Source organism: Campylobacter sp. RM16187 (assembly GCF_025319965.1).
Lineage (GTDB): Bacteria > Campylobacterota > Campylobacteria > Campylobacterales > Campylobacteraceae > Campylobacter_A.
Genome location: NZ_CP012549.1, coordinates 799932 through 823072 on the forward strand (window position 1 = coordinate 799932; position 23141 = coordinate 823072).

The window sequence follows — 23141 nt, forward strand, 5'->3', positions numbered from 1 at the left end:
TTTTAGAGAAGTATAGAGATGTGGTTTATTCAACTTATTGTCGTGCTGGTTGCCTTGCTTATTGTTTATCTACTTATGCGTCTTACTTATAGTTTGATGCCAAACGCCATAAAAAAAGAGCCTAATTTACAAGAAAGATTTTTGACTAATAGAAGAGAGATGCTAAAAAACAATGGAAAAAATCCATACGTCGATCTTTTTAGCGATGATGAAATAACTCATTTATACAATTTAATTGAGAAAGAATTTATAAAAGCTGCACAAGAACGAAATGAAAGCATAAGTCCAAATCAAAGATTATATATTTTATATGAAATTATTTTTGTTAGCGGGCTAAAAGGTAAAAAATTTGGTATGAAGCATTTAGAATATGAGCTTTTAAGATCTAAGGAAAAAGGAATTAGACCTGACAATAAGGGTCTTATGAAATGGAGGTTTGGATGAAAATTTTAGCTTTTATATTGGCTTTTGTTGTTGGTGGAGTGATTTGGATTATCCCTGTTGGTTTGTTGTCAGCAATTACTAAGGAGCAGACTGGACACGGTGTTGGTCTTGTTTGGATTTTACTAGGTTGGCTTCTTTTGATTTGGTTAATTAGGTCTATATATAGATTTCTTTTAAGAAAATTTGGTTACGAAGTTGCCGATCAATCACTAGAATGGGATAGACACAAGAGCAAAGTTATTAAATTAATTATTTATATATTAGTGTTTACGATTATTATGCTTTTAATATCTGCGACACTATCAAGATAAAAATATTTTAATATAATATTCGCAATCGCAAAGTTGCCGTTTGTATCAACTCATAAAATTTAAAAAAATGATATTTTATTTATACAAGATAACAAAGCTTAAAATAAGTGTAAATAAACTGATTGACATTGAAATTTAAGTATTACTAGATTGTAGTAGAGGTAGGTTTTGGGCAAATATGAACTTAATATGTATAAATTTATTTAACTCACATAGAAATTTAAATATTATAATGTAAGTCCGTAGATAGTACAAGCAGGCAAATTTTCTTACTCTGGTTTAACTTTAGTGCGTCTATAGAGTAAAATTTGCGCTTGTGCCTTTCTTTTTTAGTGATGATATCAACTTTATATGGCATGAAAGGAAAGCTTTTGAAGTGGCATGAGCTAACTTCATCTCTTGCTATTTGAGTCTTGGTAAAAAGCTTTGCGATTATGATTTTATCTTCGTAAATTGCAATGTATCTAAAATTTAACTTCTCAAATAAATTATAAAGTAAGATAGCGGCTAGTACCGCGCCCATCGCAAGCTTTGCTCCGCCGTCAAAAAGCAAAAAAGAGGTCGGAAATACAAGAAGTAAAAGTATCGGCGCGAAACTTATCAGCAAAGTTATCTTGTTTCTGCTATCAAGTCTGTATAAAAGCTTTGAGCTGTTTTCTTGGCTCATCTTAATATAACCGCTGCGATCGCAAAACCGCCGTCATGGCTTATGCTTACGTCCGCTTGTGAGATTTTGAAATTTTGTTTGAGCTTGTCTGAAAGTTTTATCTTTGGTGCGTTTTTTTCGGTTTTGTAAATTTCTATATCAAAAAACGAGCATTCGCTACTTATGCCACAACCCAAAGCCTTACTAACGGCCTCTTTAACAGCATAAAACCCTGCTAGAGTTGAGTCTGTCTTTGCTAAATTTATCTCGTCTTTATTTAAAAAGCGCTCGGCGAAACTCTCGCCGTAACGCTCTTTAAGCTTTGAAATTCTAGAAATTACGACTATATCTATTCCTATCATTGAACAACGAAATCAGTAAAATATATGTTTTTGATATGTCCGTCGGCTAAGACCTCGTTAAGCCTATCCACTATCTCGTCTTTTAGGCGGTCTTTGCCCTTTATCGTGCTAACTTCTTCAAAAGTTTTAGACGATAGAGTCCTAATGATAATATCGCGAATTAGGGATTTTTTCTTATCTATTTCAGGAGTTAAGACCTCATTGTTTAGCTCCAAATCAACCTTTGTTTTAAGAAATCTTGAGCCGCTTTCGCTTAATAAATTTACTATAAATTGATCCATAGGGTGTATGGGACCCATATTTATATAGTCGTTTGAGCGTTTTGGGATTGTATTTCTTGAGATTTGTTGAGGCTGTTGCATTGTTTGCATATCTTGCGCATTTATTTGCTGATTATCATTGCCTCCTAAAACTAAAAATGCTATCAAACCCCCGATAGCTAAAAGTAGCACTAAAACGATAATGATTATTATAAGCAAAAGACTATTTCCCTTTTTATCTTGCTTCTCTTCAACCTCTTGGGCCATTAACACTCCTTTTTTTGTATAATTATATAACAAAATTTAAAAAATGAGAAAAAATAATACATAAAACTAACGCAGCAAGATTTTTGGATGCTAAAAATATAGCTTATGAGCTATGCGAATATGAAGTGGATGAGAGCGATTTAAGCGCTGTTAGCGTGGCTTTAAAGTGTGGCGCGGATATAAGGCAGGTTTATAAAACGATAGTGTGCGAGTGTGAGCCAAAGGGATTTGTCGTAGCTTGCATTCAGGGTGATTTGAGCCTTGATCTAAAGGCTTTGGCTAGAGCTAGTGGACATAAGCGTTGCGAGCTTTTAAATTTAAAAGAGCTTGAAAAAGTAACAGGCTACATCAGGGGCGGCTGCTCGCCTATCGCGATGAAAAAGGCTTTTGATACTTTTATCGACGAGCGAGTTTTGCAGCAGGAATTTATATACATAAGCGCAGGCGTTAGAGGCAAGCAGTTGCGTTTAAAACCTGGCGAATTTATAGAAGCGATGGGCGTAAAGCTTGCAGCTATCGCTAAATGATAATTAATAAAAAGATGATATAATCCGCTTTAATTTTTTAAATTTAGTATATTTTAAAGAGATGTGATTGATGCTAGAAGAAATTTTTAGAGAGTATGATATACGCGGAATTTACGAGAGAGATCTGAATGAAACAAGCGTAAAGGCTATAGGCTTAAATTTGGGTCGCGAGATGTTAAAGCGCCGCGCTAGAAACGTAAGTGTGGGATATGATGCGAGGCTTAGTGCAAAAGATATTTTTGGCTGGCTTGTTAGCGGGCTAAACGCTGCTGGCATAGAGGTTTTTGATATCGGACTACTTCCTACGCCGGTTGGATATTTTAGCGTTTTTAACGACAAATTTGACGCAAACATCATGATAACCGGCTCTCATAATCCAAAAGAATACAACGGATTTAAGATTACGATTTTTAAGGATAGCTATTTCGGTGCCGATCTTCAAAAGCTAAAAGATGAGGTTTTCTCCACTATCAAGACAAAAACGCAGATAAAAGATGATTTTAGAGCGGTTAAATTTGATATCGCAAGCGAGTATAAAAAATTTATCATAGATCAGTTTGCGCATCTTAAAAACATGAAGCTAAAAATAGTAATGGACTGTGCAAACGGAGCCGTAGGAGCGGTGCTTCCTGAAATTTGCGATAGTTTAAATTTAGACGCTGAAATTTTGTATCCAAACCCTGACGGAAATTTTCCAAACCACCATCCCGATCCAAGCGAAGAGAAAAATTTAAAAGATATAAAAGAGGCATTAAAGTGGGAATTTGAGATAGGATTTGGCTTTGACGGAGACGGCGATCGTATAGCAGTTCTTACCAAAAATCGTAACATAAAAGGCGATGAACTAGCCTACCTATACTCTCTTGTGATGAAAAATCCGCGAGTTTTAGGCGAGGTAAAATGCTCGCAAAACATGTATGATGAGATCGATAAAAACGGCGGCAAGAGCTTCATGGGTAAAACCGGTCATAGCAATATCAAAAAAGCCATGAAAGAGCTAAATATCGATATGGCGGCGGAAGTTAGCGGGCATATATTTTTTAAAGAGCGATATTTTGGCTTTGATGACGCCTTGTATGCTATGTTTAGGGTGCTTGAGCTTATTCAAAAAGGTATAAATTTAGATGCCGAGCTTGAGAAACTTCCAAAAGTTTTTAGTACTGATGAGATCAAGGTAGAGACTAGTGAAAGTAAGAAATTTAAGATAATTGAGGCTTTAAAGCTTGAACTTGCAAAAGGAGTAAAAGAGCTTCCGGAAGCAAAAGAGATCATTGATATAGACGGCGTTAGAGTAAGATTTGAAGATGGCTGGGCACTTGTAAGGGCCTCAAACACAACTCCTGTCATAGTAACTAGGTTTGAGGCTAAGAGTGAGGTTTTGCTTAAAAAACTTAGCGAAATATTTTTAAATTTAGTCGAAAATTTAAAGAGTAGGGTGTAAAATTATGGTAAATGTAATACTTTGCGGAGGCTCAGGCACTAGACTTTGGCCACTTTCAAGAACTCTCATGCCAAAGCAGTTTGTTAAAATTTTTAATGATGAATCACTTTTTAGTCTTACTCTTAAGAGAAATTTTGAATTTGAAAAGAGTATCATTGTTTGTAATGAAGAACACTATTTTCTAGCTCTTGATGAGTGTAGTAATAAAGAGATAGAGAGATTTATTTTAGAACCTTTTGGTAAAAACACTGCTGCTGCGATAACTTTTGCGGCTTTGGGTGCAAAAAGCGATGAAATTTTATTAGTAACTCCAAGCGATCATATGATAGAGGATGAGGATGCTTATAAAAAATCACTTATGACGGCAAAGGAGTATGCCAAGGACGGGTTTTTAGTTACTTTTGGCATTAAGCCTACTGAGCCAAATACCGGATATGGATATATGAAAGCTGAAAAAAATGGCGATGTGGAGAGATTTATCGAAAAGCCTAACCTTGAAAATGCGGTTAAATTTATAAAAGATGGCGGGTATTACTTTAATAGCGGAATGTTCTGCTTTAAAGCGGGAGTCTTTTTGGAAGAGATGATGAAATTTTCTCCAAGTATAGTAAAAAACGTTCGTTTGGCGATAGAAAATTCTCACCTAGAGGCAAATGTCTTAAAAATAAATCCAAAATATATGGATTCTATTGAGGATATAAGTATTGATTACGCATTGATGCAAAAGAGTATGAAGATAAAGATGGTTGGTCTTGATGCCGGATGGAGCGATGTGGGAAGCTTTGATGAGCTTAGTAGAAAGATCGAAAACAGCAAAGAGATTTACGAGATAGACTCTAAAAACAACTTTGTGATTAGCGAAAAGCCAACAGCTCTTATAGATGCAAATGATCTCATAATAGTGAATACAAAAGATGCTCTTTTGATTACTAAAAGAGGGTCTAGTCAAAAAGTAAAAGATGCTCAAAAACATTTTCAGAATTTCTTTCCTGATCTTTGTGAAGCACACTCTAGAGTTTTTCGCCCATGGGGAAGTTACGAAGTCTTAGAGAGTAGTGACGGCTATAAGATAAAAAAGATAATAGTTAGACCAGGAAAGAGACTGAGTCTGCAAAAACATCTAAGGAGAAACGAGCACTGGGTAGTTGTTAAGGGTAGAGCCTTCGTAACTATTGATGATAGGGAGTTTTATCTCAATCAAAATGAATCTACTTATATAAAAAGCGGGCAAATTCATAGATTAGAAAATCAAGAGAGCTCAAATTTAATAATCATAGAGGTTCAAACTGGTGACTATTTGGGTGAAGATGATATTATTAGACTAAACGACGATTACAATAGATCTTAATAGGAATTTGATGAAAAAGGCTTTAGTGCATGATTGGTTTAGTGTATATGCGGGTGCGGAGCGATGCGTAGAGAGCTTTACAAATATCTGGGATGATTTTGATATATTCTCTCTTGTTGATTTTTTAGACCCGAAAGATAGAGAGATAATCCTTAAAGGCAAGATTTCACAAACCAGCTTTATACAAAATTTACCACTTTCAAAGAATAAATTTAGAAACTACCTTCCGCTATTTCCTTTTGCTATAGAGCAGCTTGATCTACGCGAATACGATCTTGTCCTATCAAGCTCTCATGCGGTTGCTAAAGGTGTTTTAACAAGACACGATCAGCTACATATCAGTTATATTCATACTCCGATTCGTTATGCTTGGGATATGTATCTTAACTACCTTGAACAAAATTCTCTGCAAAGCGGATTTAAGTCTCTTCTGGCAAGATATTTTTTGCATAAAATTCGTCTTTGGGACATAGCTTGTGCAAATAGAGTCGATCTTTATATTGCAAATTCAAATTTTGTATCAAATAGGATAAGAAAAATTTACCGTAAAGATTCAAAAGTCATCTATCCTCCTGTAGATACTAATAAATTTAAAATAAATTCTAAAAAAGATGATTTTTACATCACAGTCTCAAGGCTGGTCGCCTATAAAAAAGTTGATTTGATAGTAAGAGCATTTAATGAGAATGGCAAAAAGCTGGTAGTGATAGGAGATGGTAATGAGATGACAAGGATAAAGAGCATAGCAAGGAGTAATATAGAGATATTGGGTTTTCAGGATAGCAAAATATCCGCCGATATGATGAGTAAGGCTAAAGCCTTTGTTTTTGCTGCAATTGAGGACTTTGGAATAACCCCTGTTGAGGCGCAAGCTTGCGGAACGCCTGTAATATGCCTAGATAAAGGTGGGGCGAGAGAGAGCGTGATAGATGGAGTAAGCGGGGTTTATTTTGCGGATCAAAATGTCCAGAGTATAGTTGAAGCGGTAGATAAGTTTGAGAAAAATTTGGATAAATTTGATTCAAATATTATAAAAGCTCATGCAGGAAGGTTTTCTAAAGAGAGATTTGAGTCCGAGATAAAGGAATTTGTGGAGGACAGTTATGATAAATTTCGCTTTGGCGGTATAGATGCGCTTAGAAAATAAAATTTTATTAAAAGCTATGATAGATTATATTTTAGTGATAATAAGTATGCCGATATGGTTATTTGTTATGGCTTTTATTGCTATTGGTATGAAAATTTTACAGCCTAGCGAGAGCATATTTTTTAAGCAAAAGAGGATTGGGCACTTTAATAAAGCGTTTGACTGCTATAAATTTAGATCGATGTATAAAAACGGACATGAAATTTTGATCCAATATCTTAAGGAAAATCCAGATGAAGTCGAGCACTACAAGAGGTATCATAAGTATAGAAACGATCCTAGGATAACAAAGATTGGGCATTTTATCAGAAAAACATCTTTGGATGAGTTGCCTCAGCTTTTTAATGTATTAAAGCTGGAGATGAGCTTAGTAGGACCAAGACCATATATGATAGCCGAAAAGAAAAAAATCGGAGCAAATATTAAAAAAATAACAAGCGTTAGACCTGGAGTTACAGGTCTTTGGCAAGTAAGTGGCGGAAATAAGCTATCATTTTATGAACGAGTTAATTTAGACTGCAAATATGTAGATAATATTTCCATTTTAGGAGATGTTTTAATACTTTTAAAAACAATAAAAATAGTTTTTAAAAACCAGTAGCAGGCATATAATATTGAATTTGCTATAAATAGTTTTTTCTTAATTTGATATTTATTACTTTTAAATAAATTATCAGTACTATATATTATGTAAATAATATTTATATAAATATTATTTACATCCACTCTAGAACTTGAGTGATATCGCTTGTAATAAAGCACTTAAGCCCTTGACTATCAAGCGGTTTTGAAGGGATGATAGCGTTTTTAAATTTTTGTGTTTTAGCTTCTTTTAGACGTTGATCGAGGTTAAAGACCTCTCTTATCTCTCCGTTTAGGCTAAGCTCACCGATAAATACGCTCTCTTTGCTGATCGGACGATTTTTAAAGCTACTTATGATGGCCGCCATTACGGCTAAATCAGCCGCCGTTTCGCTAACTTTCACTCCACCTGAAACGTTTATAAACACATCGTAGTGCCCAAGCGGAATTTCTAGCTTGCGTTCAAGAAGCGCTAGCAGCATATCAAGGCGGTTTTTTTCATACCCTGTGCTGCTTCGTTTCGGATAGCTGCTTTCGCAAACCAAAGCTTGAATTTCAACGCTTAAGGCGCGTGAGCCTTCCATAATGATGGTTATAGCCGAGCCGCTAATCGCTTTTCCGCGTGTAAAAAATTTGCTTGAAACGTCATTTGCGCTTACGAGCCCCTGAGGAGTCATCTCAAAAATTCCAACTTCACTAGTCGAGCCAAAGCGATTTTTAAACCCTCTTAGCATCCTAAGCTCGCGGCTTGCATCTCCTTCAAAATAAAGCACCACATCAACCATATGCTCAAGTATCCTGGGGCCTGCTATCGAGCCGTCTTTTGTGATGTGTCCGATGATGAAAACGCAGATATTTTCGTTTTTGGCTAGGCGCATAAGCTCGAAAGTTATCTCGCGCACTTGCGATACGGAGCCCGGCGCTGAAGCGATCTTTTCAGAATAAAGCGTCTGGATGGAGTCGATAACAAGCACTTTATAATCATTTTTTCTAACTTCAGCTATGATGTTTTCAAGCAAAATTTCAGTGAGCAGAAAAAGTCCGTCACAAACGGCGTTTAGCCTATCTGCTCTGATTTTGATCTGGCTTGCGCTCTCTTCGCCGCTTACGTAAAGAGTTTTTTTATCTTGCGAGGCTAAATTTGAAGCGATTTTTAAAAGCAGGGTTGATTTGCCTATGCCCGGGCTTCCGCCGATTAGTACTAAGGAACCTTCCACTATACCTCCGCCAAGCACCAAATCAAGCTCTTTATCCTGCGTGCTTATGCGTGAAATTTGCTCGATCTTTATATCTTTTATCTCTTTTGCAAGAGTTTTTGAGCTTGAAGCTTTTGAAATCTCATTTAGCACTTTTATCTGAGTTTGATTAAGCTCCATAAAGCTATCCCAAGAGCCACATTCCGGGCATTTACCTACCCATTTACTCTGCTGATTTCCGCATGCTTGACATTCAAAAATAGTTTTTGCTTTCGCCATTTTTATCCTTTTTGAAATTATACTTAAGATTTATAAAATTTACTATTGCTTAAAATAGAGTATAAATTTGATCTAAATATCAATAAAATTAGCTATTTAAATTTCAAAATGAAACATAAATTCAAATTTTTTAAGAAATATCAATATAATAAATAATTTTTAAACTTAATAAAAATATAATTCATGATTAAAAGTTTTAATGGAGTGTCTTATGAAACCTGGTTTAAGTAAAAAACAGTTTATGACTATATCTTTAACACTCTTTGCTATGTTTTTTGGAGCGGGAAATTTTATCTTTCCTCCAAATTTAGGCAAAGAGGCTGGAGATAATTTTTATATGGCTATTATGTTCTTTTGTGCTACAGCCGTATTGCTTCCAGTACTTGGAGTAGCAGGCATAGCTAGAGCTAAGGGCTTGCAAAATTTAGTTAGGCGAATAGATCCTGTATTTGCCTTTGTATTTACTGCACTTTTATATCTTACGATAGGACCGCTTTTTGCGATACCAAGGGCTGCAAATATGCCGTTTGATATCGCTATCAAGCCTTTTGTGCCTGATGACAGCTTACAAATTTGGCTATTTGTATATTCGGCAGTATATTTTGCTTTAAATTACTATATCTGTCTTAATCCTTCGGCTCTTGTAAAGCTTCTTGGCAGATATCTTACCCCGCTTCTTTTACTGCTTATACTTTTGCTTTTTGGGGCGGGATTTTTATATCCGATAGGCGAATTTACCGCTCCTATGGGAGATTATGTAAATCACTCGGCATCAAAAGGGTTTGTCGAGGGCTATCAGACTATGGATGCTCTTGCGTCCTTGGCTTTTGGAATTATAGTTATAAATGCCATTAAGGATGTAGGCGTAAAAAACGAGAGGCATCTAGTTGTATCTACGATAAAAGCCGGTATGATGGCGGGAATAATATTAATGGTGATATATTTGATGCTTGGTTACTTGGGAGCTACATCAGGAGAGCTTTTTAAGGATACTCCGGATATCAACGGAGCCGCTTTGCTCTCTAAAATAAGTGATCACTATTTCGGTAAAATCGGTGTCGTAATACTAGGAAGCGCATTTTTGCTAGCTTGTCTTACAACTACTTTAGGGCTTATAACTTCTGCTAGCGAGTATTTTGAGGAGCTAAGTAAAGGCAGGGTAAAATATAAAACTTGGGTAATTTTATGGTGTTTAATCGGTTTTGCGGTGGCAAATTTCGGGCTTACTACCATTATAAAAGGTAGCATTCCGGTTCTTGTGGCCATATATCCTGTATCGATAATTTTAATAATTTTATCTCTAATAAATCCGATAATAGACTCAAGCAAGCTAGTATATAGAGCTTGTGTGTACACATGTGTAATTATCGGAGTTGTAAATGGGCTTGATATTATAAATATATCTATACCTCTTTTGACTCCTTTTGTTAAGACTATGCCATTTTATGACTCTATGCTTGGTTGGATAGTGCCTAGCTTGGTAGTATTTGCACTTAGTTACGTGTCATATCTAATGTTTCATAAGAGAGAGGGAAGCTATTAAAAGTAAATTCGGCGATATTTTTCGCCGAATTTTAACTATAAATTTCATCTACCAAAGTATCTACAAATTCTTTAGGTTCAAATTTTATCAGATCATCCATTTTTTCGCCTACGCCTATAAATAAAATAGGAAGCTCTAAGTCCCTTGCCACACCAAACAAAGCACCTCCTTTTGGAGTGCCATCAAGCTTGGTAATAATAACCCCGTCAAGCTTAACTATATCGTTAAACGCTTTTGCTTGGGCTAAACCGGCATTGCCTTGAGTTCCGTCCAAGATCAAAATTTTTCGGTGTGGTGCGTTTTCATAGGCTTTTTGGCTTATTCTTACGATCTTGCTAAGCTCATTTGCTAAATTTGTTTGATTTTGCAAGCGTCCGGCGGTATCTAGGATGACATTATCTATGTTTTTAGCTATCGCTGAGCTTATCGTATCAAAAGCTACTGCTGATGGATCATGCCCTTGCTGTGTGGCGACTATAGGCACATTTAGGCGAATTGACCACTGTCTAAGCTGCTCTATGGCTCCTGCTCTAAATGTATCACAAGCACCTAAAATAACGCTTTTATTTGAATTTTTATATAAATTTGTAAGCTTTGCTATCGTGGTTGTCTTGCCTGCTCCGTTTACGCCAAGAATAATTTCTACGAATGGCTTATCTTGTTTGACTTGTGTCACATTTTCATATATAAAATATGTGTTTAAAATTCTTTTTAAATCATCTTTTTTTACTTCGTCTTGAGGCGGCAGATAGTATAAAATTTCCTCTACTATCTCATAATCCACATCAGCTTCTAATAAAATTTCTTCAAGTGCGTTTTTTGATATTTTTTTATCTGTGGGCTTAGATGATCTTATGGCTTCTAATGTCTTATCAAGACCTCTTTTTAAAAATCCAAACATCAGTTTATTACCTTTAATATATCGTTTTCTAGCATCTCTTCCGGAACCAAGCCAACATAGTGAGTCGCGTATGTGCCATCGGCCCTATATAAAACCATATAAGGTATGCCGATAACTCCGCCAAGAGATTTTGCAAAGTTAAAATTATTTTCGCCGTATGTTACGTCAAATTTAATCTTGTATCTATTGATAAAAGCTTCTATCTCTTCTTTTGTCTTATCCTCCATAAGGACGCTTATGATTTTTAGCTTGCCTCTAAATTTATCCTGAAGGTTATTTAGATGAGGGATTTCCGCCTTGCAGGGAGGACACCAAGTAGTAAAAAAGTTAAACAAGATGGCTTGATTGTTATTTTCGACTTTTAAACCTTTTTCAAATTTTTGAAGCTGTAATTTTTGCTCGTTTGTAAGTGTAAGCTCTATATGGTCATTATTGATAGTATCCTTTTGTACTTCCACTTGCTTAACTTCTTTAGCTTTTGTATCGTTTTTATTGCTTTCTGTTGTATTGGCAGCTATGGTTATGTTATTTTCAGTTTTAGCAGAGGTAGATGATGGTGTGCTTTTTTTCTCACCGTTTTCGCATCCGCTTATAAAAAATAGTAAAAGTGCTATAATTGAGAGTTTAAATTTCATATAATTCCTATCTTAAAGTCTTAGATTTGGGTTGAATTATATCTTAAGTATATAAAATGAGTGTTAAATTTTGAAAAAAGAAAATTTTAGAAAACATATTAAAAATAGGCTTAAAAGCGAGCTAAAATTTAGAGCCAGATGCTCGCATTACGGTATGTTTAAGCCGCTTTTAAAACTTCTTGAAAAATTTAATGCAAAAAGAGTATTAATCTTTAGTCCTCTTCCTAGCGAACCGAATTTGAATATTTTAAAGCGTACTTTAGTTAAGAAATGTGAAATTTTTATTCCATTTATGTCAAATCTCAACTTAAAAATGGTAAAATCAAGACTTCCGTTAGAGTGTTCTAAATTTGGCATAAAAGAGCCACTTGGCGCCAAATTTTTCCAAAAACGGATAGACGTAGCTATTATTCCTGTCGTTGGGGTTGACGGAAATATGGCTAGAATAGGGCATGGTAAAGGTTTTTATGATAGATTTTTTGGAGATTTGCCTTACCGACCTATTGTGATATTTGTTCAGATTAAAGATACTTTTATACATGAAATTATCACCGAAGATCACGATGTACAATGTGATTTTTATATTACCCCAAGAAAAATTTATATAAAAAGAGGAATCTATGATAGAGATTTTAGTAGGATTGGGGGCTGGTGCGGTAGGCGCTGGCGCAGGGTATCTTGTAGCAAAAAAGATAAATGATGCTAACTACAATATATTTTTAGAGCAGGCAAAAGCAAAAGCAAAAGCGATAGAATACGAAGCTGAGCTTACGCTTAAAAATTCTAAAATTTCAGTCCAAGAGGCTGAATTTGAAGCTAAAAAGAAGTATGACGATAAGACGGTAAAACTTCAAAAAGATTATGTCCAAAAATTTGACGAACTTACCAAAAGAGAGCAGGCTCTTTTAAATGAACAAGAAATTTTAAAAGAGAGCAAGAGCGAGCTTGATATATCTAAGCTGGAGGCTAAAAATTTATACGAAGAGGGCTTAAGCCTAAAGAATAACTATCAGGTAAAACTACAAGAGGCGCTAAAGGTGCTAGAACATGCAGCAGGACTTACCGAGGCTGAGGCCAGGGAAGAGGTGCTAAAGAAAGTCGAGGAAAAGAGCCGCGCAGATATCGCTCATATAGTTAGAAAACATGAAGAAGAGGCTAAAAGAGAGGCTAAAAAGAGGGTTAATTATATCCTTGCGCAGGCTACATCGAGATTTGCCGGAGAATTTGCAGCCGAGCGTCTAATAAATGTCGTAAATATTAAAAATGACGAACTAAAGGGTAGAATCATCGGAAAAGAAGGGCGTAATATAAAAACCCTTGAGATGGTTTTGGGCGTAGATATCATTATAGACGACACTCCGCATGCGATAATCTTAAGCAGTTTTAATTTATATCGCCGTGCGATTGCGACAAGAGTTATAGAGCTTTTGGTTGAGGATGGCAGAATCCAGCCTGCAAGAATAGAGGATATCCATAAAAAAGTTACCGAGGAATTTGAGGCTAGCATCTTAGAAGAAGGTGAAAATATCGTAATTGATCTAGGACTTAGCAAGATGCATCCCGAGATTGTTAAACTTATAGGAAAGCTTAAATTTAGAGCAAGCTACGGACAAAACGCTTTAGCTCACAGTCTTGAGGTGGCTCACCTTGCAGGAATTATCGCCGCTGAAACAGGTGGAGATGAGAAACTCGCAAAAAGAGCCGGAATACTTCACGATATCGGCAAAGCGCTGACACATGAATATGAAGGAAGCCACGTAGATCTTGGCGCTGAAATTTGCAAACGCTATAAAGAGCATCCGGTCGTAATAAACGCCATATATGCTCACCATGGGCACGAAGAGGCTACAAGTGTAGAGAGTGCTGCTGTGTGTGCGGCCGATACTCTGTCGGCAGCTCGTCCTGGCGCTAGACGCGAAGTACTTGAGAGCTTTTTAAAACGCGTTGAAGAGATAGAGGAGATAGCAAAGAGTAAAAACGGTATAAAGCAAGCTTATGCCATAAATGCGGGTCGCGAGATACGCGTCATAGCCAATGCTAAGCTGATAAACGATGATGAAGCGGTGCTTGTGGCTAAAGAGATAGCTCAAGAGATCGAAGAGAAAGTGCAATATCCTGGCGAGATAAAAGTAAATGTTATTAGGGAGATTCGCGCTGTAGATTTCGCGAAGTAGGTCATATGATGAAAAAAATTTTAATGTTGATTTTTGGAATTTCATTATTGTTTTCTAATGATGAGCTTGTGTTTGACGCTTCTAATTCATTTACTCTAACAATGCGTAAAAATAACGGAGCGCCTATTAATGCGTTAATGCAAAATGCAAAAGCCGTGGTTATCTTCCCTAAAGTTACTAAAGTCGGATTGATTTTGGGGGGCATGCATGGCAATGGTATTATGGTTGTGGGAAGCCCATATAGTCCTGGTGAAATTTGGCCTGTTAGTATAAGTGGCGGAAGTATAGGGCTTCAGATAGGATATGAAAATAGCTCGCTTGTGATTTTTATACTAAAAGAGAGTATTGTTTCTGATATTAAAGATGCCAAGATAACTTTAAAAGCCGATGCTTCATTTGCATTTGGGGAGATAGGTCAAAACTACGGTAAAATTAGTGATTTTAAATTTTCAAGCAGTATATATGCTTATGCCAGTAATGATGGATTTTTTGCAGGAGCTAGCTTTGGCGGTGCCGTGATATCAAAAAGCGATACAAATGAACTTAATAAAAATTCATACGGCTACTCTTCACTACTAAATTCTTTCTCTAAATTCTAAGGATAAAATTTGCAAGAAATGTTTACATCGCTATCCACATATGGATATGCAATTTTATTTTTATACTCTCTTGGTGGAGGAATGGTGGCTATAATAGCGGCAGGAATTTTAAGCTATGCCGGCAAGATGGATTTAGCCACAAGTATTGTTGTCGCATCTATAGCAAATGCCTTGGGCGATACAATGCTCATATATTTAAGCAGATATAACAAGCATATGATAATGCCTTATCTTAAAAATCATAAGCGAAAGATGGCGTTTTCGCACATACTTATGAAAAAATATGGAGATAGGATAATTTTTATTCAGAAATTTATATACGGTGTGAAAACCTTAGTACCTATTGCTATAGGACTTACAAAATACTCATTTGTTAAATTTAGCATTTTAAATGTAATAAGTTCTATTGTATGGGCTGTTATTCTTGGCGTAGGAAGCTTTTATATGGGAGAAATTTTTACAAATGCCATTTCTTACTTTAGCTCTCATGGATGGATCATGCCTATAGTAATGTTTGCTCTATTTGCTTCTATTTGGATGTATCTACAAAAAGTTACAAAAAAAAGAGATATTAGACAAAAATAGTATTTTGATTAAAATTTTATACGCTTAGACTAATTTTTAGCTTAGTTTAAGCGTCATTTCTATATACTTCAATTTCCGCTTCACAGAAAGCAAGTTTTTTAATTTACCAATGTTAAACTAATTAGTCAATCTTTGAAATCTAAACAAGTGATCGATTGAGCCATCTACTTTAATAGGCTTTCTTTGGAAAGTAATTAATGTAGAAAAACTAAAAACAATCATCTTTTAATTAGCTTGCTAATTTAAAAGATCGTAGATTATAAAATTAAAAGTTTTTTGATTAAAACTTCATATAAATTTAACTAAAGAGCTCTAAGGTTTTCTAAAGCTTAATCCGCTTTTTGAATAAGACCTTAAATTTACGATTTATGACAAACGTAGTTTGGAATAAATCTTAGTCTTTAGTATTGCTTCTTAGGTTTGGCTTTGCCAAACCGTTAAAGAAGATTAATATGGAGAGTTTGATCCTGGCTCAGAGTGAACGCTGGCGGCGTGCCTAATACATGCAAGTCGAACGGAGATATGAGGGCTTGCTCTTATATCTTAGTGGCGCACGGGTGAGTAATGTATAGCTAATCTGCCCTACACTAGAGGACAACAGTTGGAAACGACTGCTAATACTCTATACTCCTTCTTTACATAAGTTAAGTCGGGAAAGTTTTTCGGTGTAGGATGAGGCTATATCGTATCAGCTAGTTGGTGAGGTAATGGCTCACCAAGGCTATGACGCGTAACTGGTCTGAGAGGATGATCAGTCACACTGGAACTGAGACACGGTCCAGACTCCTACGGGAGGCAGCAGTAGGGAATATTGCTCAATGGGGGAAACCCTGAAGCAGCAACGCCGCGTGGAGGATGACACTTTTCGGAGCGTAAACTCCTTTTCTTGGGAAAGAATTATGACGGTACCCAAGGAATAAGCACCGGCTAACTCCGTGCCAGCAGCCGCGGTAATACGGAGGGTGCAAGCGTTACTCGGAATCACTGGGCGTAAAGGACGCGTAGGCGGATTATCAAGTCTTGAGTGAAATCTAACGGCTTAACCGTTAAACTGCTTGGGAAACTGATAATCTAGAGTAAGGGAGAGGCAGATGGAATTCTTGGTGTAGGGGTAAAATCCGTAGAGATCAAGAAGAATACCCATTGCGAAGGCGATCTGCTGGAACTTAACTGACGCTAATGCGTGAAAGCGTGGGGAGCAAACAGGATTAGATACCCTGGTAGTCCACGCCCTAAACGATGTATACTAGTTGTTGCCAAGCTAGTCTTGGCAGTAATGCACCTAACGGATTAAGTATACCGCCTGGGGAGTACGGTCGCAAGATTAAAACTCAAAGGAATAGACGGGGACCCGCACAAGCGGTGGAGCATGTGGTTTAATTCGAAGATACGCGAAGAACCTTACCCGGACTTGATATCTAACAAATCATCTAGAGATAGAAGAGTGTCTGCTTGCAGAAATGTTAAGACAGGTGCTGCACGGCTGTCGTCAGCTCGTGTCGTGAGATGTTGGGTTAAGTCCCGCAACGAGCGCAACCCACGTATTTAGTTGCTAACGGTTAGGCCGAGCACTCTAAATAGACTGCCTTCGTAAGGAGGAGGAAGGTGTGGACGACGTCAAGTCATCATGGCCCTTATGTCCGGGGCGACACACGTGCTACAATGGCATATACAATGAGACGCAATATCGCGAGATGGAGCAAATCTATAAAATATGTCCCAGTTCGGATTGGAGTCTGCAACTCGACTCCATGAAGCCGGAATCGCTAGTAATCGTAGATCAGCCATGCTACGGTGAATACGTTCCCGGGTCTTGTACTCACCGCCCGTCACACCATGGGAGTTGATTTCACTCGAAGTCGGAATGCTAAACTAGCTACCGCCCACAGTGGAATCAGCGACTGGGGTGAAGTCGTAACAAGGTAACCGTAGGAGAACCTGCGGTTGGATCACCTCCTTTCTAGAGTACATATAGATATTCTCTCACAAGATATCTATAAGAAAGATATGTTTCAATCTAAGAGATTGAAATTTAACTCAATCATCCTTGTTTAGTTTTGAAAGATTGACAGCTAATAAATTTGTCTAATTCCTTAATTGCCTAGACAAAAACCTAAATTTATTATTTATGATAAACGAAGTTTAGAATAAATCTTTATAACTTTAGGTGGGTGCAGGGAACAAAACTCCTGCTCGTAAATACTAGCTTTTGCTAGTATACGAAGTAAGGATGTTAAGGGGAATTAGCTCAGCTGGGAGAGCGCCTGCTTTGCACGCAGGAGGTCAGCGGTTCGATCCCGCTATTCTCCACCAAATTTAAGTGCGAAGCTATTTTTTTCTAGACAAGGAAAAGTGACCGAGTAACAAGGAGCGTAGATACACTACGTGACGAAGTTATGACCAAGCTTTGACGCAGTATAGAATGCAAAAGAGCAAGCAAGAGGGCCTATAGCTCAGCTGGTTAGAGTGCACCCCTGATAAGGGTGAGGTCACAAGTTCAAGTCTTGTTAGGCCCACCATTAATTAGCAAATAAATAAAAATTAGTTTAACTAAACAGACATCAAGGTTTAAATCAAGTGTTCTAAAAAGAATATTTGCTTTAGACTTTGAGTTGATTAATATCCTTATCTTACGGTGCCTCCGAAAGAGGCAGTGTGCTTTAGGGGTTTCCAAAGGGCTTTGCTCTTTGGTCGCAAATACTAGCTTTGCTAGCATGCGAAGTCTAAAAGTTCTTTTAATTATCATTGTTAAGAGTCACAAGCAAGTTTTTAAATAAAACAATTTTACAGGACTTGTTAAAGATTTAAATATCTTATCTCTTGAATATAATCAGTATTCAGAAGTTTAACGTCACAAGATATATGGAGTTTAAAACTTATCTATATATCAGTTAATGCTTTCCGTCTTGGGGATGAGAGTTTAAATTTAGTAATTGCAAAGTAAATTTGACTAACTTTTCTATTTTTATTATTTATCTTAAAATAAATATAAATATAAATAGATAAAGCTTTAAATTTATAAATTACCTTTAACAAGGAAGTGATGCGAATTAGAATATATTAATCTAATATAATAAAAGGTAAGCTACTAAGAGCAAGTGGTGGATGCCTTGGCTAGTAGAGGCGATGAAGGACGTGCCAGGCTGCGATAAGACTCGGGGAGCCGTCAAGGGGCTTTGATCCGGGTATTTCCGAATGGGGCAACCCAGTTAAGTGCGAACTTAACTACCTATATGGAGCGAACGTTGGGAATTGAAACATCTTAGTACCAACAGGAAAAGAAATCAAACGAGATTACGCTAGTAGCGGCGAGCGAACGCGTAAGAGGGCAAACCGTTAGTTTACTAACGGGGTTGTAGGACTGCAACATAGACTAAGCAAAGCTAATAGAACAATCTGGAAAGGTTGAGCATAGAGGGTGATACTCCCGTATATGAAAGCGATGTTTTACTTAGCAGTATCCTGAGTAGGGCGGAACACGTGATATTCTGTCTGAAGCCGGGTAGACCACTATCCAACCCTAAATACTACTACTAGACCGATAGTGCACAAGTACCGTGAGGGAAAGGTGAAAAGAACTGAGGTGATCAGAGTGAAATAGAACCTGAAACCATTTGCTTACAATCATTCAGAGCCCTATGATTTATCAGGGTGATGGACTGCCTTTTGCATAATGAGCCTGCGAGTTGTGATGTCTGGCGAGGTTAAGGAAACCCGGAGCCGTAGCGAAAGCGAGTCTTAATAGGGCGTTTAGTCAGATGTTGCAGACCCGAAACGATGTGATCTATCCATGAGCAGGTTGAAACTGGTGTAAGAGCCAGTGGAGGACCGAACCCGCTAGCGTTGAAAAGCTATGGGATGACTTGTGGATAGGGGTGAAAGGCCAATCAAACATCGTGATAGCTGGTTCTCTCCGAAATATATTTAGGTATAGCGTCATGTAGTAACACTAGGGGGTAGAGCACTGAATGGGCTAGGGCATACACCAATGTACCAAACCCTATCAAACTCCGAATACCTAGTGTGTAATCATGGCAGTCAGGCGGCGAGTGATAAAATCCGTCGTCGAGAGGGGAACAACCCAGACTAACAGCTAAGGTCCCTAAATCTCATTTAAGTGGAAAACGATGTGGAGTTACTGAAACAACCAGGAGGTTGGCTTAGAAGCAGCCATCCTTTAAAGAAAGCGTAATAGCTCACTGGTCTAGTGATTCTGCGCGGAAAATATAACGGGGCTAAAATGAGTACCGAAGCTTTAGACTTGCACTTAATCATTTATACTAGCTCGTCTTTTGAGCGTATTTAAATGAGTTTGTATTTTTCTCAATCGACAGCCTATATGGCTAGTCTCAATCGAAAAATATCTCACAACATTTAAATCCATCTCAAAATACTTCGCTTAATCCGTTCTTTTAAATTTCAGATTAAGCACTAAAATTTACAGTATAAATTTTGATAGTATGAATAATTAAGTGCAAGTGGTAGGAGAGCGTTCTATTCAGCGTTGAAGGTGTACCGGTAAGGAGCGCTGGAGCGGATAGAAGTGAGCATGCAGGCATGAGTAGCGATAATTGGGGTGAGAATCCCCAACGCCGTAAACCCAAGGTTTCCTACGCGATGCTCGTCATCGTAGGGTTAGCCGGGTCCTAAGCAAAGTCCGAAAGGGGTATGCGATGGAAAATTGGTTAATATTCCAATGCCAACTATTATGTGCGATGGAAGGACGCTTAGAGTTAGAGGAGCCAGCGGATGGTAGTGCTGGTCGAAAGGTGTAGGTTAAGATCCAGGCAAATCCGGATCTTTTTAAGCCGAGACCCCACAGGCACACAAAGTTCTTCGGAACAGCGTGTGAATCCTTGATACTGTCGAGCCAAGAAAAGTTTCTAAGTTTAGTAATAGTTGCCCGTACCGTAAACCGACACAGGTGGGTGGGATGAGTATTCTAAGGCGCGTGGAAGAACTCTCTTCAAGGAACTCTGCAAAATAGCACCGTATCTTCGGTATAAGGTGTGCCTAACTTTGTTAAGGATTCACTCCGTAAGCAAAGAAGGTTACAACAAAGAGTCCCTCCCGACTGTTTACCAAAAACACAGCACTCTGCTAACTCGTAAGAGGATGTATAGGGTGTGACGCCTGCCCGGTGCTCGAAGGTTAATTGATGACGTTAGCTCTGCGAAGCGTTTGATCGAAGCCCGAGTAAACGGCGGCCGTAACTATAACGGTCCTAAGGTAGCGAAATTCCTTGTCGGTTAAATACCGACCTGCATGAATGGCGTAACGAGATGGGAGCTGTCTCGAAGAGGGATCCAGTGAAATTGTAGTGGAGGTGAAAATTCCTCCTACCCGCGGCAAGACGGAAAGACCCCGTGGACCTTTACTACAGCTTGACACTGCTATTGGGATAAAGATGTGCAGGATAGGTGGGAGGCTTTGATCTATAGACGCCAGTTTATAGTGAGCCATTGTTGAGATACCACTCTTTTTTATTCTGATAGCTAACTGGCATGAGTTATCCTCATGCAGGACAATGTCTGGTGGGTAGTTTGACTGGGGCGGTCGCCTCCCAAAATGTAACGGAGGCTTACAAAGGTTGGCTCAGAACGGTTGGAAATCGTTCGTAGAGTATAAAGGTATAAGCCAGCTTAACTGCGAGACGTACATGTCAAGCAGAGACGAAAGTCGGTCTTAGTGATCCGGTGGTTCTGTGTGGAAGGGCCATCGCTCAAAGGATAAAAGGTACCCCGGGGATAACAGGCTGATCTCCCCCAAGAGCTCACATCGACGGGGAGGTTTGGCACCTCGATGTCGGCTCATCGCATCCTGGGGCTGGAGCAGGTCCCAAGGGTATGGCTGTTCGCCATTTAAAGCGGTACGCGAGCTGGGTTCAGAACGTCGTGAGACAGTTCGGTCCCTATCTGCCGTGGGCGTAAGAAGATTGAGGAGAGTTGACCCTAGTACGAGAGGACCGGGTTGAACCAACCACTGGTGTACGAGTTGTCCTGCCAAGGGCACCGCTCGGTAGCTATGTTGGGACGTGATAAGAGCTGAAAGCATCTAAGCTCGAAGCCAACTCCAAGATGAATCTTCTTTTAAGACCTCATAAAGACTATATGTTTGATAGGCTGGGTGTGTAATGGATGAAAGTCCTTTAGCTGACCAGTACTAATAGGTCGTCTGCTTATCTTTTAATAAGCATCACTTCCTTGTTAAGGGTAAAATTGATTCCTAATTTTTCTACTATGCTTCGTTAGACTTCGTTTCAGACTTCGGTCACATACTATATGTATGCTCCCTCGTCTTTACTCGTCTGCCTTGCCTAGCGAAAAACTAGTTCTCAATTCAAAAACCTTACAAGAAAAGATTGTTATTTAAAACGCTTTAACTCTTAGCAATTAAAAGACAGTGTTAGTTAAGCAAATTTATCTATAGATTATAGGCAAGGTGAAGTATTTTTAGATAGATTTGAATGTTGTGAGGCTGTTTTTAAACGGAGCGGACGTGTTGTCCGTGAGTATTAAAAATAGCAAACTCATTCAAAGATACTAAAAAGACGAACCGATAATTTACTTAACTAACACTGCCCGTGACTATACAGACGAGGAAACGCCTTGCTCCATCTCGAACCAAGAAGCTAAGCTCGTCCTGGCTGATGATACTCTCCCTTACTGGGATGCTGGAAAAGTAGGTCGTTGCGGGCTTTGTTATTTATACAAAGCTACTACTTATTTAAATCACTAAAATTCATTAAAACATTATCATAAACATCTAATCTAAACGGCTATTAAAATATTTATATCGATAATATCAACATCAAGACATTTATATATTTATACAAGATAAGCTTTATAAACACTTATATTTAAAATCTTTACCTAATGTCTTATTCTCCTTATACATAGCAGGCTGAATTTAAGAAGTATTCTGATTGTAGGATGGATGTTTTAATTGGTTAAATTAGTTTAATGTCTTTGATGTAATGAATTGGCAACATGTATATTTATGGATTATTCTTTTAGACGATGGTTTTATATTATTAGACATAAATTTAAACTATTGCCTCATAAAATTCTTATTGTTAAAATAAATTTGGATAGACTAAGGGATTAAATTTGGATGAAAGAGTATGATGAGTAACGAGATAGAACTAAAAAAACAAGGTGTCATCAAGCGCCTTACAAACAAAACTTTCAAATTTGACCCAAGGATAGCCGAGGGTTTTTATACTGCAAGATATTTTTTGAAGATAAATCAAGTCATAAGGGAAAATTTGGATAAAATATAAAACAATAAATATTTGAAATCATTTTCTGCATGATTGTGGCTTAAAAAACGAGGTAGATCTAATAACTTTAATGAAAAATGCATTAACTTTATGTATATCGTTGCAAAATTATACTAAGCCTGTTTTAAAGCTTACGGATAGAAAGAGTATAAGAAAGGCCAAAAGATATTTTAATATAAAAATATCAAATCAATTTATTATTTCGCGTATGATAATTAGTAGATTTAAGAAGCGTTCAAAATTTTGTATAAGTCATAAGGATGGATGTGTAGGAGTGCTTTTTGGAAAAGGAAAATTCGGACTCGATATAGAAGAGATAAAACAAAGAAATTTTAGCTCTATTTGTGAGTTTTGTTTTACAGAAGATGAGCTAAATATATATAAAAAATCAGAAAATACTAATACTTTTTATCAAATTTATACAGTAAAAGAAGCCATACTAAAGGCTGAAAATTTAGGTTTTTCAGAGCTAAGATTGATTAATTCTTTAAATTATAAAAGCTATATATGTAAGAGTTTTTTAATTAGTAATAAGTATATTATCTCTATTGTTTTTAAAGGTAAAAAAGATATAATCTTAAAATTTATATAGTTAAAAATTATTTATAGAGG

Annotated in this window: 20 protein-coding genes, 2 tRNA genes and 3 rRNA genes; 19 read left to right on the forward strand and 6 right to left on the reverse strand. The window is 37.3% G+C overall.

The features are described from left to right. Positions 1-18: 18 nt before the first annotated feature. Positions 19-444 carry a hypothetical protein gene (locus CDOMF_RS04370; RefSeq protein WP_260952650.1) on the forward strand — a complete coding sequence of 142 codons (426 nt, stop codon included), beginning with the start codon at positions 19-21 and terminating at the stop codon, positions 442-444. Further along, positions 441-755, forward strand: coding sequence for a hypothetical protein (locus tag CDOMF_RS04375; protein WP_260952652.1), 315 nt, complete (start codon positions 441-443; stop codon positions 753-755). The genes CDOMF_RS04370 and CDOMF_RS04375 overlap by 4 nt, the downstream gene beginning before the upstream one ends. Positions 756-975: 220 nt before the next feature. On the opposite strand, the gene CDOMF_RS04380 is transcribed toward CDOMF_RS04375, so the two are convergent. From CDOMF_RS04380 to fliL, 3 genes are read right to left on the reverse strand one after another with little or no spacing between them, the layout of a single operon-like run. Continuing rightward, positions 976-1422 carry a hypothetical protein gene (locus tag CDOMF_RS04380; RefSeq protein ID WP_260952660.1) on the reverse strand — a complete coding sequence of 149 codons (447 nt, stop codon included), beginning with the start codon at positions 1420-1422 and terminating at the stop codon, positions 976-978. Beyond that, positions 1419-1763 carry a holo-ACP synthase gene (acpS, locus tag CDOMF_RS04385; protein ID WP_260952662.1) on the reverse strand — a complete coding sequence of 115 codons (345 nt, stop codon included), beginning with the start codon at positions 1761-1763 and terminating at the stop codon, positions 1419-1421. The genes CDOMF_RS04380 and acpS overlap by 4 nt, the downstream gene beginning before the upstream one ends. Beyond that, on the reverse strand, positions 1760-2290 hold the full coding sequence (gene fliL, locus CDOMF_RS04390) for a flagellar basal body-associated protein FliL (protein ID WP_260952664.1): 531 nt from the start codon (positions 2288-2290) through the stop codon (positions 1760-1762). Before fliL ends, acpS begins: the two co-directional genes overlap by 4 nt. Positions 2291-2343: 53 nt before the next feature. On the opposite strand from fliL, the gene ybaK reads away from it, so the two are divergent. From ybaK to CDOMF_RS04415, 5 genes are all read left to right on the forward strand, one after another. After that, a complete protein-coding gene (gene ybaK / locus CDOMF_RS04395; protein WP_260953133.1) occupies positions 2344-2817 on the forward strand; it encodes a Cys-tRNA(Pro) deacylase in 474 nt (157 codons plus the stop codon). A 70-nt stretch (positions 2818-2887) separates the two neighbouring features. Continuing rightward, on the forward strand, positions 2888-4258 hold the full coding sequence (locus tag CDOMF_RS04400) for a phosphomannomutase/phosphoglucomutase (RefSeq protein ID WP_260952666.1): 1371 nt from the start codon (positions 2888-2890) through the stop codon (positions 4256-4258). Between the two features lie 4 nt (positions 4259-4262). Next, positions 4263-5606 carry a mannose-1-phosphate guanylyltransferase/mannose-6-phosphate isomerase gene (locus CDOMF_RS04405; protein ID WP_260952668.1) on the forward strand — a complete coding sequence of 448 codons (1344 nt, stop codon included), beginning with the start codon at positions 4263-4265 and terminating at the stop codon, positions 5604-5606. 10 nt (positions 5607-5616) lie between these two features. Further along, positions 5617-6753, forward strand: coding sequence for a glycosyltransferase family 4 protein (locus CDOMF_RS04410; RefSeq protein WP_169975052.1), 1137 nt, complete (start codon positions 5617-5619; stop codon positions 6751-6753). After that, positions 6737-7354 carry a sugar transferase gene (locus CDOMF_RS04415; RefSeq protein WP_260952670.1) on the forward strand — a complete coding sequence of 206 codons (618 nt, stop codon included), beginning with the start codon at positions 6737-6739 and terminating at the stop codon, positions 7352-7354. Before CDOMF_RS04410 ends, CDOMF_RS04415 begins: the two co-directional genes overlap by 17 nt. 115 nt (positions 7355-7469) lie before the next feature. Here the strand turns inward: CDOMF_RS04415 and radA are convergent, their stop codons facing one another. Next, positions 7470-8810 (reverse strand): DNA repair protein RadA, encoded by a 1341-nt coding sequence (gene radA / locus CDOMF_RS04420; RefSeq protein ID WP_260952672.1) that lies wholly within the window; start codon positions 8808-8810, stop codon positions 7470-7472. A 211-nt stretch (positions 8811-9021) separates the two neighbouring features. Between radA and brnQ the strand changes: the two genes are divergently transcribed. Next, positions 9022-10353 carry a branched-chain amino acid transport system II carrier protein gene (brnQ, locus tag CDOMF_RS04425; protein WP_260952673.1) on the forward strand — a complete coding sequence of 444 codons (1332 nt, stop codon included), beginning with the start codon at positions 9022-9024 and terminating at the stop codon, positions 10351-10353. Positions 10354-10384: 31 nt separating this feature from the next. On the opposite strand, the gene ftsY is transcribed toward brnQ, so the two are convergent. Together ftsY and CDOMF_RS04435 are read right to left on the reverse strand one after the other, a co-directional pair. Next, positions 10385-11254, reverse strand: coding sequence for a signal recognition particle-docking protein FtsY (gene ftsY, locus CDOMF_RS04430; protein WP_260952674.1), 870 nt, complete (start codon positions 11252-11254; stop codon positions 10385-10387). Beyond that, the gene (locus CDOMF_RS04435) at positions 11254-11889 is read right to left on the reverse strand and encodes a TlpA family protein disulfide reductase (RefSeq protein WP_260952675.1); all 636 of its coding nucleotides are present in this window, start codon (positions 11887-11889) and stop codon (positions 11254-11256) included. The genes ftsY and CDOMF_RS04435 overlap by 1 nt, the downstream gene beginning before the upstream one ends. Before the next feature lie 70 nt (positions 11890-11959). Between CDOMF_RS04435 and CDOMF_RS04440 the strand changes: the two genes are divergently transcribed. The 11 genes from CDOMF_RS04440 to CDOMF_RS04490 all read left to right on the forward strand — a co-directional run bounded on the left by CDOMF_RS04440 (position 11960) and on the right by CDOMF_RS04490 (position 23121). Further along, on the forward strand, positions 11960-12589 hold the full coding sequence (locus tag CDOMF_RS04440) for a 5-formyltetrahydrofolate cyclo-ligase (protein ID WP_260952676.1): 630 nt from the start codon (positions 11960-11962) through the stop codon (positions 12587-12589). Further along, complete coding sequence (gene rny / locus CDOMF_RS04445) at positions 12510-14063, forward strand: ribonuclease Y (RefSeq protein ID WP_169975093.1); 1554 nt, start codon at positions 12510-12512, stop codon at positions 14061-14063. The genes CDOMF_RS04440 and rny overlap by 80 nt, the downstream gene beginning before the upstream one ends. Positions 14064-14071: 8 nt before the next feature. Then, entirely contained in the window at positions 14072-14662 is a 591-nt protein-coding gene (locus CDOMF_RS04450) for a lipid-binding SYLF domain-containing protein (protein ID WP_260952677.1), read from the forward strand. Positions 14663-14671: 9 nt separating this feature from the next. Then, positions 14672-15247, forward strand: coding sequence for a DedA family protein (locus tag CDOMF_RS04455; protein WP_260952678.1), 576 nt, complete (start codon positions 14672-14674; stop codon positions 15245-15247). 449 nt (positions 15248-15696) lie between these two features. Beyond that, positions 15697-17207: ribosomal RNA gene (locus CDOMF_RS04460) — 16S ribosomal RNA — on the forward strand. A 277-nt stretch (positions 17208-17484) separates the two neighbouring features. Then, positions 17485-17560, forward strand: a tRNA-Ala gene (locus CDOMF_RS04465). A gap of 129 nt (positions 17561-17689) precedes the next feature. After that, positions 17690-17766, forward strand: a tRNA-Ile gene (locus CDOMF_RS04470). A gap of 559 nt (positions 17767-18325) precedes the next feature. Continuing rightward, positions 18326-21433 (forward strand): 23S ribosomal RNA (locus CDOMF_RS04475). 393 nt (positions 21434-21826) lie between these two features. Continuing rightward, positions 21827-21945 (forward strand): 5S ribosomal RNA (rrf, locus tag CDOMF_RS04480). The 16S, 23S and 5S rRNA genes sit together here with 2 tRNA genes alongside, the layout of an rRNA operon. A gap of 428 nt (positions 21946-22373) precedes the next feature. Then, complete coding sequence (locus CDOMF_RS04485; RefSeq protein ID WP_260952679.1) at positions 22374-22529, forward strand: hypothetical protein; 156 nt, start codon at positions 22374-22376, stop codon at positions 22527-22529. A 70-nt stretch (positions 22530-22599) separates the two neighbouring features. Then, entirely contained in the window at positions 22600-23121 is a 522-nt protein-coding gene (locus tag CDOMF_RS04490; RefSeq protein ID WP_260952680.1) for a 4'-phosphopantetheinyl transferase family protein, read from the forward strand. The last annotated feature ends 20 nt before the right edge of the window (positions 23122-23141 follow it).